A 16,170-nucleotide genomic window follows, 5' to 3' on the forward strand; every position below is an offset into this window, starting at 1 on the left:
CCCAAAATAGTAAACTGGCATACTGATGAACTCATCAAAATCCTTTTGTAACGGAGTTTGACATGACTTTAGCCAGTCCTCCACAAATAAAGCCTTTAACAGATGAGGATTTGTACAAGATCAACGCCTACTGGCGTGCAGCTAATTATCTTTCAGTTGGGCAAATATATCTCCTCGACAACCCACTGCTAAAAGAACCGCTAAAGCTGGAACACGTCAAACCCAGGCTCTTGGGTCACTGGGGAACAACACCAGGTTTGAACTTTATCTACGTTCACCTGAATCGGGTGATCAAAAAGTATGACCTGAATACCATCTACATTGCCGGGCCTGGTCATGGCGGCCCTGGATTAGTAGCCAACACATATCTCGAAGGCACATATAGCGAGTACTACCCCAATATCTCCCAAGATGAAGAGGGAATTCAGAGACTCTTCAAACAGTTCTCTTTCCCTGGTGGTATTCCCAGCCACGCTGCACCAGAAACCCCCGGTTCTATCCATGAAGGTGGTGAACTGGGTTATGCTCTCGTCCATGCTTACGGTGCTGCTTTCGATAACCCTGATTTGATTGTGGCTGCTGTTGTCGGTGATGGCGAAGCTGAAACAGGCGCTTTAGCTGCCAGTTGGCACTCCAATAAGTTTCTCAACCCAGAACGTGATGGTGCGGTACTTCCGATTTTGCACCTCAATGGTTATAAAATTGCCAATCCAACATTACTGTCACGCTTAAGCCAAGATGAATTAGAAAGCTTATTTGTGGGTTATGGTTACAAACCTTACTTTGTTGAAGGCTCTGAACCCACAGATGTCCACCAGCAGATGGCGGCAACTTTAGACACAATTATTTCCGAAATTCAAAATATCCAGAGAGAAGCTCGTGTGCATGGCTTCAGTAAACGTCCCCAGTGGCCAATGATTGTCCTAAGAACCCCCAAAGGTTGGACAGGCCCCAAAGAAGTGGATGGGAAAAAAACTGAAGGTTATTGGCGATCGCATCAAGTTCCTTTTGGCGAACTCTCTAAAAAGCCAGAACATATAAAACTCTTAGAAGAGTGGATGAAGAGTTACAAACCAGAAGAACTCTTCGATACCAACGGTAAGCTGATTCCTGAACTAGCAGAACTCGCTCCCAAGGGATATCGACGCATGGGTGACAATCCCCACGCCAACGGCGGTATTTTGTTGCGCGACCTGAGAATACCCGACTTTAGAGAGTATGCCGTAGACGTATCCCAACCTGGAAAAGTTGAAGCCGAAGCTACTAGGGTGACAGGTAAATTTCTGCGGGATGTGATGAAACTGAACCTAGAAAGCCGCAACTTCCGCGTCTTCGGCCCCGACGAAACCCAATCAAATCGTTTGGATGCCATCTTTGAAGTCACAGACCGGACTTGGGTTGCCGAGATTCTCCCAGAAGACGAACACTTATCCCCCAATGGTCGGGTGATGGAAATCCTTAGCGAAACTTCTTGCCAAGGATGGTTGGAAGGCTATCTTCTCACAGGTCGTCATGGTTTCTTTTCATGTTATGAAGCCTTCATCCACATAATAGACTCCATGTTGAACCAGCACGCCAAATGGTTGAAAACTACCCGACACATTCCCTGGCGTAGACCAATTGCTTCCCTTAATTACTTGCTTACTTCGCACGTTTGGCGACAAGACCATAACGGTTTCTCTCACCAAGACCCTGGTTTTATCGACCATGTAATCAACAAGAAAGCTGAGATTATTCGAGTATATCTGCCTCCCGATGCCAACACTCTGCTATCGGTGACTGATCATTGCCTGAGAAGTCGCAACTATGTCAACGTCATCGTTGCAGGCAAGCAACCAGCATTGCAATACTTAGATATAGATGCTGCTATTAAGCATTGCACCAAAGGTGTTGGTATTTGGGAATGGGCAAGCAATGACCAAGATAGCGAACCAGATGTGGTAATGGCTTGTGCTGGGGATGTTCCAACTTTAGAAACCTTAGCTGCTGTCGACATTCTGCGCCAAAACTTTCCAGAATTAAAGGTGCGGGTAGTTAATGTAGTCGATTTGATGACATTACAGCCAAAAAGCGAGCATCCCCACGGTTTAAGCACGAAAGACTTCGACACGATTTTCACTACTGATAAACCGATCATCTTCGCTTTTCATGGCTATCCCTGGCTAATTCATCGTCTAACTTATCGCCACACCAACCACGATAACCTCCATGTCCGCGGTTACAAAGAGGAAGGAACCACTACCACCCCCTTTGATATGGTTGTCCTCAACGATCTGGATCGTTTCCACCTTGTCATGGACGTAATTGATCGTGTACCGAAATTAGGGTATAGAGCAGCTTATGTCAAGCAGCACCTCCAAGATAAGCTGATTGAACACAAGCACTACATTGAGGAGTACGGCGAGGATATGCCAGAAATCCGTGATTGGAAGTGGCCGTATTAAAGCAGGGCTAGGAACTGGAGACTGGGGATTGGGGAATGGGAATATGCAAGCATAGTGAGCTTTTCCCGGATTTAGGATTTTAGTGGCGGGTTCAATTCCTTACTAAAATCAAAATCTCCCCGATACCCCATACCCAGCCCCTTTTTTCTGCGCCTTTGTGTTTAAAAACACTACGAATGCGAAAAACACTGTACTAAAATAAGCCAGCACACAAAAACACAGAGAAAATTCCTGAGAAGCTCTAATAATCCTGATAGTATTTTTCAAAGCTTATTGACATAAATCCTCATTAAGCTGCTAATATACTTTAAGCTTTTCAAAAATATTCTCGGTTAATATCATGCAAGCATGGCTGTTTAGACTCTGGTATCACTTGCTTAATGGTCAAAAAACACCCAGTTAACTGACCTTTAAAGGCTAACTTTGCGTATTCACGTTGCTCATGCAGTTTAGTTGTTGCGTAGACATCTGCGACAACATTGCTTAATTTGTTTAAATATCAATATAACTTTTCTCAATTGTGGGTACTTGCGCCAAGGTTATATCCAGAAAAATGGCATTGCTGAGTAAAGGTATGAATTTATATCACGCAGAGGCACAGAGAATAAGAGTTTGAGAGATTGAATTTTTGACTTTCATACTCAAATTCAGCAACGCCAGAAAAATAGCCATTTTTGCATAAGTTTTACTAATCGCAAACTATTTACCAGGTGTCAAAATGTCAAAAAAAATTGGTTTATTCTATGGAACTCAAACTGGCAAAACTGAAACTATTGCTGAAAAAATTCGAGATGAATTTGGTGGTGATGTTGTGACATTACATCCCATTTACGAAGCGGAAACTACCGATTTTGATGAGTATGAATTACTGATTGTTGGGTCTCCCACTTGGGACATTGGTCAACTTCAGAGCGATTGGGAAAACTTTTACCCCGATCTAGATGAAATAGATTTTAACGGTAAGCTAGTAGCCTATTTTGGTGATGGTGATCAATATGGCTATAGTGATAACTTCCAGGATGCAATAGGAATTTTGGAAGAAAAAATTTCCCAACGAGGTGGTAAAACTGTTGGGTATTGGCCAACAGATGGCTATGAATTTGAGCAATCTAGAGCTTTAAAAAATGGAAAGTTTGTCGGTCTAGCACTTGATGAAGGTAGCCAATCTGATCTAACAGACAAGCGAATTAAAGCGTGGGTTACTCAGTTAAAGAAAGAATTTGGCTTGTAAAGAGTTTATCAGGGCATGATACTACCATGCCTTTATTAAGTGAAATTGAATTGACAAGAACCTGTTCAATTTATAACTCTTAATCTAAAATTGATAAACAAAATTTAGAGGTATGATAACTATTTATGAATGAATCATTTGATGTTCTTTGGTTAAATGCCAGCCCAAGTTTAAAGCGTTTTAATAAACCATTACTTGAATATTTATCTGGGCAGATAAGAGTTGCTGAGTGGGAATATTACCAAACCAAAGATGAAGCTAGCTGTATAGATCAAGCTGTGGAGTTACTGCATGAATTTTTAGAAACTTATCCTGACTCAGTACATTTAGCTGGTCATGGCATGGGTGGGACGATCGCCCTAACATTTGCCCGTAAATATCCTCAAAAAGTGCGATCGCTAACTTTACTGGCTGTGGCAGCTCAACCTGCAAATACTTGGGACGCTCACTATTACTTTCAACGGCAACTTTTTAGCCTCAGCCGTGAACAAGTTTTAGCAAATAGCGTTCGCAGTCTCTTTGGAAATCAACCACCTCACACTGCTAAGAAGTTAGTAGCTGCCTTAGATAAAGATTTAGAACAATCTCCCTCACAACACTCTCTGTTCAAGTTGGTTCATTTACCCAAGGGTGGGGTTTCTATGCCAATGATGGTATGTGGTAGTAAGAATGATCCGATAGTTGACCAATGTGCATTAAATGATTGGCTGAATTGGTTTAAGCCAGAAGATAGTCTTTGGGAATGTGCAAAAGGATATCATTTTTTTCACTATTTTTACCCTCAAGATGTGGGTGAACAAATTTTGAATTTTTGGCAACGCCAACATCCGCAGTTGCAGACAGTATCTGTGCTTTCTTCCAATACTTCTATTGTTTAGTAATCGTATTTTGATAGTATTTATCAAGTAAATCTTAAGTAGTAGCGTGACAAGTAGTTAAGTAGGGTGTGTTACGGCTTTAGCCTAACGCACCGCTAGATAAAATGGGGTTGGGCGCTCATGCCATATTTCTTGTAAAAAATCATATCAAAATATATGCCTAATATACCCTGTAATAATTTTATTCTTACTTTGTAGTTACAGCACTTCCGGCAGCTATGAGGTACATCCTAAAAGCTGAAAGCGATGATAGGAGAGGGGCAAGGAGAAAACTATATTGCATAATAGCCGGAAGCGCTGTAGACACAGCACAATGCATTATGCATTTTGGTTAGTGATAGTAAAATTATTTATACTCGCAGGCTTTTAGCTCAATTTGCAATTCGGGTATTACCCACCCATACAATATACAACTACATCTCCTTACTGCGTATTACTCGGCATTCTTTTTTCTAATTGGTATAATAATCGCTATATTTGTTACTAATTGATAACTTGGCTACAGAATTAGTAATATATCTGTTGCTAATCTTTAATTTAAGGCTTGAACAGTATAGCTTAATCATAGAAGTGCCAGTAGTCATACAATTTTGCTGAAAACCAGAAACTACTAACTGTTAAGCAACTTATACAGCATGAATACTCATAGTCTGTCACATCTACGAAGCCGTAGGAAGCAAAACATTCAGGTTTCTTTCCTTGATGAACCATTGGAAAAATGAGTCAACCATCAGTTATGACTCAAACCTTAAAATATGCCAAGTAAATATGCTTTAGCTAGCTGAGGCTGTCAGGATCAGAAAGTAAAGAGTAAAAGGCGATTTCTTTTGACTTGGGACTTTCTCCTTTTGTTCAACTTCTCACAACAGGAGGTTTAATCTTGGCTAAATTGAAAGTTGCTATCAATGGTTTCGGTCGGATCGGGCGACTTGTATTACGGGCTGGCATCGATAACCCCAATATTGAATTCGTGGGTATTAATGACCTAGTACCACCAGATAACCTTGCTTATTTATTTAAATATGATTCAACCCACGGTCAATTGAAAAGCAAGGTTGAAGCCAAGGAAGACGGTATCGTTATTGATGGGCATTTCATTCCTTGCGTATCAGTAAGGAATCCGGCAGAACTGCCTTGGGGACAATTGGGTGTAGATTATGTAGTTGAATCTACGGGACTGTTCACAGGGCAGGAAGGGGCAACAAATCACCTCAAGGCTGGTGCAAAGAGAGTTGTAATTTCCGCTCCTACCAAAGATCCAGATAAAGTTCCTACTTTGCTGATTGGTGTCAATCATCACTTATTTGACCCTAGCAAAGATACGATTGTTTCTAATGCTAGCTGTACAACAAACTGTCTAGCTCCCATAGCTAAAGTTATTAATGATAACTTTGGGTTAACCGAAGGGTTAATGACTACAGTTCACGCTATGACTGCTACTCAACCAACTGTAGATGGCCCTAGCAAGAAAGATTGGCGGGGCGGTCGGGGTGCGGCCCAAAATATTATTCCTTCCTCTACAGGCGCAGCTAAAGCCGTAGCGCTGGTTTTACCAGAATTGAAAGGCAAGTTAACTGGGATGGCATTCCGAGTTCCAACTCCTGATGTCTCCGTGGTTGATTTAACCTTCAAAACAGCCAAAGCCACCAGTTATCAAGAAATTTGTGCTGCGATGAAGGAAGCTGCTGAAGGTTCACTTGCAGGAATCCTGGGCTACACAGATGAAGAAGTAGTATCTACAGATTTTCAGGGCGATACTCACTCCAGTATCTTCGATGCAGGTGCTGGTATTGAGTTGAATTCTAACTTTTTCAAAGTGGTTGCTTGGTATGACAACGAGTGGGGCTACTCTAACCGTGTGATAGACCTAATGTTGTCGATGGCACAAAAGGAACAACTCGCTTCACCAGCTGCTGTGGTTTGATGATAATTAGTCATTGACTTTTGACTCCTGTACAGACGCGACGCCAGTCGCTACAACGGGGGGAACCCCCACAACGCGCTGGCTCATTAATCGCGTCTCTACTCTTGACTAGGCAATTTTGGGATTTAGGGTAAATATTACGTACCCAATGTGACTTAATAAAAAGTACTTTTAGACAGCGCAGGAGTGATATTAAACACGTGCGAATTTGGACACCTGCATAATCGTTTTAGGTGTCTTAGTCGCAGGTAATGGGGTTAAAACTCGTCTTGTCAAAGTGAGTTATACCAATTCTCTCAAATTTGACTACATTATGTCCTTACGACGCATCTGTAGCTCGATAAAAGCGAAGTTGTATTAAGTGAAAGAGTTAAATCTAACTCTTCTTTTATAGAGGAATTTTAAAAATTTTAAGTTCTAAACTCGAAGTTCCGAGTTCCAATCTCGAAATTTCGAGTTCCAAACTTGAAGTTCCGAGTTCCAATCTCGAAGTTCCGAGTTCCAAACTTGAAATTCCGAGTTCTAAACTCGAAGTTCCGAGTTCCAATCTCGAAGTTCCGAGTTCCAAACTTGAAATTCCGAGTTCCAAACTCAAAGTTCTGAGTTCCAAGCTCAAAACTCCGAGTTCCAAGCTCAAAAGAATACAACTTGCAAGATTATCCATGACCATTTTGACAAAACTTGGCTAAAACCCCAGGCTATTCCTCAACCCTTAATCCCTATGCGTCGAACTAAAATTATTTGTACTGTTGGCCCTGCTACATCTGCACCCTCAAGGCTACAAGCCTTAGTAGAGGCTGGTATGAATGTAGCTCGACTGAACTTTTCCCACGGGGCTTATGAATTCCATGCCCAAACAGCTCAGTATCTCAGACAGATTAGTACTGAGCAACAAAAGCCGATTGCAATTATGCAAGACCTGTGTGGGCCGAAGATTCGCTTAGGTACTTTACCACCAGAAGGGCTAAATGCAGAAGCAGGGAGTGAAGTTACCTTTGTCTTACAAGAAGAAGGCAATAGTCTCGATGAACTACCTTTACCATTGCCAACTTTGTTTGCAATGGTGCGTCCAGGCGAACCGATTTTGATTAATGATGGTCGCGTCAAGTTAATCGTTACCGATCGCGATGCCGATCACATCCGCGCCCACGTAAAAATTGGCGGGTTAATTTCGACACACAAAGGGGTAAACCTTCCAGAAACTCCTTTACCCGTGAGTTCCATCACCGAAAAAGATTTACTAGATTTGCGCTTTGGGATTCAGTTGGGCGTCGATTGGGTGGCTATTTCCTTTGTGCGATCGGCACAAGATTTAGAACCTGCGCGGCGGATGATTGAATCTGCGGGGGCTTCAATTCGCTTGATTGCCAAAATCGAAAGAGCCGAAGCATTAGAACAGCTTGATTCCATCCTGAAAGTTGCTGATGGAATTATGATTGCCCGTGGCGATTTGGGAGTGGAAGTACCGATTCACGAAGTCCCTCTGATTCAAAAAGACATTATTCGCCGTTGCAACCATGCTGGTAAGCCAGTGATTACAGCTACGCAAATGCTGGAATCGATGATTAGCGCTCCTGATCCCACCCGTGCTGAGGCTACCGATGTTGCTAACTCCATCTTGGATGGTACAGACGCGGTGATGCTCTCTGGCGAGACAGCTGTGGGACAATATCCGATCGCAGCAGTGCAGATGATGCACAATATCGCCCTCCGAACAGAACAGGTGTTGCAAGAGGGTAGTAGACATTCTTGGTGTCATGAGGCAGGCTCGTTGAGCGTGACAGAATCTGTCGCAGAAGCAGTATGTCGTATTGCCTACGAAACAGGCTCACGGGCAATTCTTTGTAACACGTCCTCCGGCAGTACCGCACAACTGGTGTCTAAATATCGACCCACTACCCCAATTATTGCACTGACCCCTGACCCCACTGCTTACCGTCAACTAGCCCTTTCCTGGGGTGTGGAACCTTTACTGATTCCACCAGTTCATAATGCTGAAGAAATGTTTACAAATGTAGTGAACACAGTTGTAGACAAGGGTTTGGCGAGTAAGGGTGATAAGGTAGTGATTACCTCTGGTGTTCCAATTGGTAAATCAGGAACAACTAGTTTAATCAAAGTGCATTCCATTGGACAGCCAATTTCGGCATAAGCCACATAAAATAGGTCTGTGGCTATGGATATTAAACAGAATTAGGCAATCATGAAGAAAAATTGCCAGAATCAGAATTGAAAGAACAGTAGAAAGTGTAAAGAACAAGGGAATTTAAGTAAGTAAGTCCTAAACAAACATCCATCACGGAGTATTTTATGCCTAAGAGTTTACTGGAACAACTGAGAAAAATGACTGTTGTGGTCGCGGATACAGGGGATATCCAGGCGATTGAAAAGTTCAAACCCCAAGACGCTACCACCAATCCCTCCCTGATTACTGCCGCGGCGCAAATGCCAGAATATCAGGAAATTGTCGATCAGACTTTACTCCAAGCCAAGAAAGATGCGGGAGCAGGAGCAAGTCAAGCACAGATAGTTTCTTTGGCTTTTGACCGTCTGGCTGTTGCCTTTGGACTCAAGATTCTGCAAATCATCCCCGGTCGCGTATCTACAGAAGTTGATGCTCGCTTATCCTACGATACAGAAGCTACTGTTACCAAAGCTAGAGAATTGATTGCCCAGTATAAAGCGGCTGGAGTTGATCGCAATCGTGTCCTAATCAAAATTGCCTCCACTTGGGAAGGGATTCGCGCTGCGGAAATTCTCGAAAAAGAAGGTATCCACTGTAACCTGACTTTATTGTTTGGTTTGCATCAAGCGATCGCCTGCGCTGAAGCTGGCGTTACCCTAATTTCTCCCTTCGTCGGCCGGATTCTCGACTGGTACAAGAAAGATACCGGACGCGATAGCTACCCAGCAAATGAAGATCCAGGAGTTGTATCTGTTACCAAAATCTACAACTACTACAAAAAATTCGGCTACAAAACCGAAGTTATGGGAGCTAGTTTCCGTAACCTTGGCGAAATTACCGAACTTGCAGGTAGTGATTTGTTGACAATTTCTCCCTCGCTTTTGGGAGAATTACAAGCAACAGTTGGGGAATTGCCACGCAAACTTGACCCCGCTAAGGTAGCAAATTTAGAAATTGAAAAGATATCTATTGACAAAGATATCTTTGCTCAGTTGCACGCCGCTGACCGCATGGCATTTGACAAACTAGATGAAGGTATTAAAGGGTTTACCAAAGCGCTAGAAGACTTAGAAAAACTTCTTGCAGAGAGACTGACTCGCCTTGAAGGAGTAGTAGCTAGTCATTAAGATTGGGTAGGGGTATACAAATGTATGCCCCTACAGCCAATTTATTCGTTGCAAATATCTTGAAGTTGCTTTAGAGGTTTTCACTACAGTCGGATATAGATTCCTGATCTATATGGTCGTCTATAATAGCCATCCGGTCTATAGCGTGGGCGTCCATAATAGCCACGTGATCTATAGCGTGGGCGTCCATAATAACCACGTGATCTATAACGTGGGCGTCCATAGTAACCACGTGATCTATAGCGTGGGCGTCCATAATAACCACGGGATCTATAACGCCTTTGAGCAATCAATAGCTCTCCGGTTTGACCTTCAACTAAGTTTGTTTCTGTGGCAACATTTTGTTCATTGAGAGTGCTACTCACAGAACTAGCCTTTGCTTCAGCTAACAAGGGCGGATAAGCGAAAGCAAATAGCAATACCACTATTGAGGATAGTTTCTTGAAACTTTTCATTTTTCTACCTACACTGGATATTCGCTAAATTTATTAAACACTTTTCATTTAGATAACGATAGAACCCATAAATTGAAAAAATTTAAAAGTGACTAAAGTCATGAAAATACTCGTATTAAATGCTGGCTCAAGCAGCCAAAAAAGTTGTTTATATGAGATAAAAGATGAGGCTTTTCCTAATCAAGCACCTCAACCTCTTTGGGAAGGGAAAGTTAACTGGACTCAAGACCGCGGTGTAGCAGAAATTCAAGTAAAAACAGCTACAGGCGAAACGCTGCAAGAAGAAATTTATGGCGATTCCCGACAAGCACACGTCGCCTATATGCTCTATACTCTCAGTCGCGGTGCTACGAAGGTAATTGGTCAATTGTCAGAAATCGATGTAGTCGGGCATCGTGTAGTACATGGTGGGCAAGATTACCGAGAGAGTGTGGTAATTAATGAGGATGTAAAAAAGGCGATCGCTCGTATTTCTAATTTAGCTCCAGCACATAATCCAGCTGCATTAGAAGGCATAGAAGCGATTGAGAAAAGCTTGGGAGATGTCAGACAGGTAGCAGTATTTGATACTGGATTTCATGCCACTTTACCCGATGCAGCGGCAATCTATCCTGGCCCTTATGAGTGGGTAGAGCAAGGTATCCGTCGTTATGGATTTCATGGCATCAGTCACCAATATTGTTCTCAACGTGCTGCCCAAATCCTAGATCGAGATTTAGCATCGCTGCGGATAATTAACTGCCATTTGGGTAACGGTTGCTCTTTGACAGCAATTAAAAACGGTCGCAGTATTGATACCACGATGGGATTTACTCCCCTGGATGGATTGATGATGGGTAGTCGTTCTGGTTCAGTTGATCCAGGAATTTTGATTTACCTGTTGCGGCAATCCAATTACTCAGCCGAAAGATTAGATTACGTACTAAATAAAGCTTCTGGCTTACGAGGAATTTCGGGAATATCCAGCGATTTACCCCAAGTAACCGAAGCGATCGCTCAAGGCAATTACCGCGCTCAACTCGCTTGGGATATGTACATACATCGCTTGCGGTCTGGGATTGGTGCAATGCTTGCTAGTCTAGGGGGATTAGATGTTTTGGTGTTCACCGCAGGCGTAGGCGAACACTCTGCGGGGATTCGCCAAGCAGCCTGTGATAACTTTGGATTTTTGGGGTTGAAAATTGACCCCCAGAAAAATCAGCAGCAGCCTGTTGATCAGGATATTGCCACGTCTGAGTCAACAGTGCGAGTGTTAGTTATACATACTCAAGAAGATTGGGCGATCGCTCAACAATGTTGGCATTTATTAAAAGCAATTAGGAATTAAGAATATCAGATTTAATCTCATACAATTCACACTGTATAGACGTTGCATTGCAACGTCTATATTTTTTATCAAGACAGTAACCAACGTATAAAAGCTTTACCAATTCGCCCTAGTACAAACCTAAAAAACCATTGCAATAGTGGCCCAACTAATGACAAAAATAGTAAAATTAATAAATTTCTGGGACTAAAAATACTAGAGGTGAGACAAGTGACTCCCCACGCCAGCCAATTTCGATATTGAGAACTTATAGTAGTCCATCTAGAAATTTGATTAACAAGCAAATAGCGGATAGTAGCAAATATAAAAGATATCAATAGCCCAGCAATTATTGATAATGAAATTGTAAAATGTAATTTCAAAGCTAAAAAAGTACCAGGCAATAGTGAGGCTAGCTCCCAAGCTAATAGGTTTAATTTAGTCCGAAGAGAGTTTAGTATTTGTTCAACTAGCCAATAATGTACGGAAACAATATTCAAACAATCAGGATTTTGGATAAAATCACTCCTAATTTTATGAATTATATCACCATAAAATAAGATATTGCTTTGTAAAACAATATCTTGATCTTTCCAAAAATATAAAGGTGATGCATTCTCTTTATAATAAAAATTAAAGGTGAGTCCATACTGCAATCTCGATTTATTTTTTGATTTGTTTTGTAATAATTTACTCCACAATAAATTAATAAAATTTACTATAAAAGTATCGTCAAATATATTAAAACTTTTTTTAGAAATTACCAATTTTTTCGATGGTACAGTATTATCGCTGAAGCAAGTGTAGTACCAAAGGTAAGCTAGTAGTTTTGGCGGAATGTATAGAGAGCAGTCTATTTCTCGCCCTTGCTCAATTTGTTGTAAAAGTGCCTTATTTAGATAAAAACTATACTGTGCAGGCTCAACTTTAAATTCGAGTTGAACAGGAGTGTTTTGAGGTATTTGCAGAAACAAAGATAGTTGAACTTCAGATTGATTATCTGTTTGTGTTTTATAAGCTTCCATTTTTGGATAATCTTGCGATACTTTGTACAATACCAATCAGAAAATCTAGTGTTCCGCGCCACTGTTTCTCTCCAGCAACTATTCCTTCGTTGTGTATTTTTAAGATTAAATCTCTATCGCCTTCAGATAATTGAAATAAATTTTTATGGTAACGACTGATAATATCTCCATCTAACTGCAAAACAGTTTGAGCATAAATAATATCAATATCTACGCTTTTAATGTTTCCACCATCAAGCGCAGCTTTAAGTTCAGACATTTTTCGCAGAGTACGAATAAATTTATCATTATTCAAAAGATTATCAATTTCTCGCCATTTATCCCTCATGTTTTTGAGATTGCTATTATCTTCTTCATCTGGAACAGGAGTAGGAGCAGGCAGTATTGGTCGAGCTAACTTTATATAAACACCATCAGTTTCAACAATATTTGCTCTATGTTCTGCTTCATATTTAAGACGCTCTTGATATTGTATTACCCTGGGGTCTGGCTCACCAGTTTCAGCACTTTGCTCAAGTAGAATGTAAAAATATTCTCTTTCTAGCTGTGTAAATAAACTTGTATAACGCTTGCGTAATTCTTGAGCTTGAGTTTTTTCTGGTTCTGTTAAATCCTCTGGATTTGGAATTCCTTTGGCATTAAAGTAGTCTTTGTCATTTATTGAATAAATCTCTTGATATGCTTGCCAAGCATTAAACTTTGCGCCAGTAATTTGCTCAACAACCATCGTGTTCACTTCTAAAGCTGTAATATCATCAACTAATCCATTTACAGATGAGACTAGTTTCTCTAGCAAATCTCTGGCTTGCTGTTGAATATTATTAGCCATAGTAATAATTCCCTTAATTTATCTAAAGTTAATTAACCTACAGGTCTAGAGGTGTTGCTGTAGGTGTTTTTAATTTGACGATTTATAAATACTTAAAGTATCCGAGAAGTCGATTGTTGTGACGTTTTACGAGATTTAAGAATTTCTATAAAAAATGCATACAACTTCTGTAAGCTTTCTATATTCTTTTGCATAATCTCGCGACTGTCTTTAACTTGAGTTAAATGAAATTCGCGCAGTTCTGCATAAGGGCCACTACCAACAAATTGATTACCAACTTCATTTATAATGTCGCCATCGATCAGATTGATTACGGTATGTATTCTATTTCCTGGTTGAGCAATTTGTCTTTGTCCTGGGTTTTCTAACAGAGTAGATGACTCTGGAACCCAAGTAGTAATTTCTAACTCGACAACTTCAGCGATCGCTGTTTGAATAGTATCAATAATATCGTCAATGCTAAAGTCGTCTTTTTTAGCACTCAACTTCTTGACTTTTATTTTAAACTCAACACTTGGCTTGCTAATTTGCCCATTGTTTTCGCTGGCTTGAGTATAAGTTTCTGTATTGTCGTTAACAGTATTATTTACCATGATCTTGCGGTTGTGACAGGTTTAAAGCCAAACAAAATCTAATTTTATATCATCTTGAAAGGTTCAATGCTTTTACTTAATAAAAGTAACTAAAGTCAAAAGAACTTAATCATTTGATAATTTCCTTGTAGAAAAAATAAAATTACGATTTCTAAAAGCTAAACTTATCTCACTATTAAGGCATTGGCAACCAAGAAATACTTTGCTTTTTCCTGAGTCATTGTTTTCTTTGTATATTTTATTACTTTTTAAAATTAATAATGCTTAGATGAAAGTTTGCGATCGCGTAGCTTAGCTTGCTGTGCGCCCTTTACAGCACTTCTAGACAGTCAACTACATAAGTGCTTTTAATATAGATGATAGCCTCAGTAATTTGCTTTTTCTATGCCACTATATATACAAATAGTTGGCTCTGCTTAGATAGCTCGAAAAAAATATGTTGTTGATATCTCGAAAAGCCATTGCTACACCTTTTGTAGTCTGTGTGTGCATCTTAGGAGTTGGCTTAATTCAATTTCCCCGACTACAAAAACTGCTAAATAGCAAACAAGCTGCTTCCTTAGAGACTTTAGAAAAAGATATCAAATCAGAAAATATTCGTCTTAATTTCTTGAAAAAAATACCCAGCTTTGGTTATGATAATTTAATCGGAGATTGGGTATATCTTAGCTTTTTACAATATTTCGGTGATGATGAAGTACGTGACAAAACAGGTTATAGTTTAAGTCCAGAATATTTTGAAGTTATTTTAGAACGCGACCCGCGATTTTTAGCGGCTTATCTGAGCCTTTCTACAAGTACTTCGTTATATGCTGCCATGCCAGAAAGGTCTATTGCAATGATGAACAAAGGGTTAAAATTTCTATCTCCCTTAGTCCCAGAAAAATCATATTATGCATGGCGTTATAAAGGCGTTGATGAGTTATTATTTTTAGGCGATTCTCAAGCTGCTGAGCAATCTTTTGGAATGGCGGCAAACTGGGCTAGTATCTTTCCAGATGAAGAGAGTAGGAATATAGCTTTCACTTCTCAAAAAACAGTTGAATTTCTCAGTCGGAATCCTCAGAGTAAGTACGCTCAAATTGCTACTTGGTCAATAGTATTAAATAATCCAATTGATGATAAAACTCGGAAAAGGGTAATTGCTAAAATCGAATCTTTGGGAGGTAAGGTAGTTACAACTCCTGAAGGTAACCAAAAAATTATATTTCCGCCTAAAGATTGAGAAATTAGTCAAAAGTCAAAAGTCAAGAGTCAAGAGTTATTCTCCTTTTTACCCCCTACTTCCATTGAGGTTAGTGTTATTTATTGGTATAACGGCACATTAGTTGAGTCTCAAACCCTAGAGTTAGACATTAACGATCCGGGGTTACTTTATGGAGCTACTGTTTTTACAACACTGCGGGTTTATGATAACTCGCTCGATAGTAGGTTAACTAACTGGCAGGTTCATTGCGATCGCCTACTTTTTTCACTACAAACTTTTGGCTGGCAGCAACCAAACTGGAACCGTGTGCGTCAAGGTGCAGAAATCATCCTGCTAAACTTCCCGGTTCTCAGAATCACTCTTTTTCCTGATGGGCGAGAATGGATAACTGGCAGATTTTTACCGCAGGATTTAACAGAAAGACAAAAAAATGGTGTAGCTTGCGCTATCGCCCAACCAGAATTTTACCGCTCTCTTCCCGCTCATAAAACTGGAAACTACTTGAGCGCTTGGTTGGCAAAAACAAATATCCAACCTTTAGATGCCCAAGAAGCGATTTTAGTGGATATTGCAGGTAATTGGCTGGAAACTAGTACAGGTAACCTCTGGGGATGGTGTGATGGCAGTTGGTGGACACCACCTTTGAGCGCGGGAATTTTGCCAGGAATTTTGCGATTCCAACTTATAAATTGGCTACAACACCAGCAGCAGGCGGTACGAGAGCAACCTTGGACTGCGGAGTTAGTTCAGGGCTTTGAAGCGATCGCCTACACTAATAGTGTGGTAGAGATTATCCCCATTCATACTGTTTGCCAGCCCTCTGGGTCGTTACAATATAATCCTTACCATCCCAGTTTTCAGCAACTTAGGGAACTATTTCTAGCATGACAGGAACGCCATTTTGTTATACCTTAAGATAAGTTAACATAATTCTAATAATGCCCTCTCCTATAAGAGACGCTACGA

At 40.6% G+C, this 16,170-nt stretch carries 14 protein-coding genes; 9 read left to right on the plus strand and 5 right to left on the minus strand.

Going from position 1 to position 16,170, the window contains the following annotated elements:
* Positions 1-62 precede the first annotated feature (62 nt).
* The 4 genes from WKK05_RS01990 to gap all read left to right on the plus strand — a co-directional run bounded on the left by WKK05_RS01990 (position 63) and on the right by gap (position 6,477).
* Positions 63-2,444, plus strand: a complete 2,382-nt coding sequence (locus WKK05_RS01990) for a phosphoketolase family protein (RefSeq protein ID WP_341528144.1) — start codon at positions 63-65, stop codon at positions 2,442-2,444.
* Positions 2,445-3,162: 718 nt separating this feature from the next.
* On the plus strand, positions 3,163-3,675 hold the full coding sequence (fldA, locus tag WKK05_RS01995) for a flavodoxin FldA (protein ID WP_341528145.1): 513 nt from the start codon (positions 3,163-3,165) through the stop codon (positions 3,673-3,675).
* Between the two features lie 125 nt (positions 3,676-3,800).
* A complete protein-coding gene (locus WKK05_RS02000) occupies positions 3,801-4,553 on the plus strand; it encodes an alpha/beta hydrolase (protein WP_341528146.1) in 753 nt (250 codons plus the stop codon).
* Positions 4,554-5,433: 880 nt separating this feature from the next.
* The gene (gap, locus tag WKK05_RS02005; RefSeq protein ID WP_341528147.1) at positions 5,434-6,477 is read left to right on the plus strand and encodes a type I glyceraldehyde-3-phosphate dehydrogenase; all 1,044 of its coding nucleotides are present in this window, start codon (positions 5,434-5,436) and stop codon (positions 6,475-6,477) included.
* 388 nt (positions 6,478-6,865) lie between these two features.
* On the opposite strand, the gene WKK05_RS02010 is transcribed toward gap, so the two are convergent.
* Complete coding sequence (locus tag WKK05_RS02010; RefSeq protein WP_341528148.1) at positions 6,866-7,147, minus strand: hypothetical protein; 282 nt, start codon at positions 7,145-7,147, stop codon at positions 6,866-6,868.
* Positions 7,148-7,198: 51 nt separating this feature from the next.
* On the opposite strand from WKK05_RS02010, the gene pyk reads away from it, so the two are divergent.
* Both pyk and WKK05_RS02020 read left to right on the plus strand, forming a co-directional pair.
* Complete coding sequence (gene pyk / locus WKK05_RS02015) at positions 7,199-8,629, plus strand: pyruvate kinase (protein ID WP_341528149.1); 1,431 nt, start codon at positions 7,199-7,201, stop codon at positions 8,627-8,629.
* Positions 8,630-8,787: 158 nt separating this feature from the next.
* A complete protein-coding gene (locus tag WKK05_RS02020; RefSeq protein WP_341528150.1) occupies positions 8,788-9,789 on the plus strand; it encodes a transaldolase in 1,002 nt (333 codons plus the stop codon).
* A gap of 83 nt (positions 9,790-9,872) precedes the next feature.
* On the opposite strand, the gene WKK05_RS02025 is transcribed toward WKK05_RS02020, so the two are convergent.
* Complete coding sequence (locus WKK05_RS02025) at positions 9,873-10,244, minus strand: hypothetical protein (RefSeq protein WP_341528151.1); 372 nt, start codon at positions 10,242-10,244, stop codon at positions 9,873-9,875.
* A gap of 100 nt (positions 10,245-10,344) precedes the next feature.
* On the opposite strand from WKK05_RS02025, the gene WKK05_RS02030 reads away from it, so the two are divergent.
* Entirely contained in the window at positions 10,345-11,571 is a 1,227-nt protein-coding gene (locus tag WKK05_RS02030; protein WP_341528152.1) for an acetate kinase, read from the plus strand.
* A 68-nt stretch (positions 11,572-11,639) separates the two neighbouring features.
* Here WKK05_RS02030 and WKK05_RS02035 read toward each other — a convergent pair whose 3' ends face one another.
* The 3 genes from WKK05_RS02035 to WKK05_RS02045 all read right to left on the minus strand — a co-directional run bounded on the left by WKK05_RS02035 (position 11,640) and on the right by WKK05_RS02045 (position 13,997).
* Positions 11,640-12,575 (minus strand): hypothetical protein, encoded by a 936-nt coding sequence (locus WKK05_RS02035; protein ID WP_341528153.1) that lies wholly within the window; start codon positions 12,573-12,575, stop codon positions 11,640-11,642.
* Positions 12,562-13,404, minus strand: coding sequence for a hypothetical protein (locus WKK05_RS02040; protein WP_341528154.1), 843 nt, complete (start codon positions 13,402-13,404; stop codon positions 12,562-12,564). The genes WKK05_RS02035 and WKK05_RS02040 overlap by 14 nt, the downstream gene beginning before the upstream one ends.
* 92 nt (positions 13,405-13,496) lie before the next feature.
* Positions 13,497-13,997, minus strand: a complete 501-nt coding sequence (locus WKK05_RS02045; protein ID WP_341528155.1) for a hypothetical protein — start codon at positions 13,995-13,997, stop codon at positions 13,497-13,499.
* Positions 13,998-14,433: 436 nt separating this feature from the next.
* Here WKK05_RS02045 and WKK05_RS02050 point away from each other — a divergent pair, with 436 nt between their 5' ends.
* Both WKK05_RS02050 and WKK05_RS02055 read left to right on the plus strand, forming a co-directional pair.
* Entirely contained in the window at positions 14,434-15,222 is a 789-nt protein-coding gene (locus WKK05_RS02050) for a hypothetical protein (RefSeq protein WP_341528156.1), read from the plus strand.
* Between the two features lie 78 nt (positions 15,223-15,300).
* Positions 15,301-16,092, plus strand: coding sequence for an aminotransferase class IV (locus WKK05_RS02055; RefSeq protein WP_341530999.1), 792 nt, complete (start codon positions 15,301-15,303; stop codon positions 16,090-16,092).
* The last annotated feature ends 78 nt before the right edge of the window (positions 16,093-16,170 follow it).

The organism is Nostoc sp. UHCC 0302 (assembly GCF_038096175.1).
Taxonomy (GTDB): domain Bacteria; phylum Cyanobacteriota; class Cyanobacteriia; order Cyanobacteriales; family Nostocaceae; genus UHCC-0302.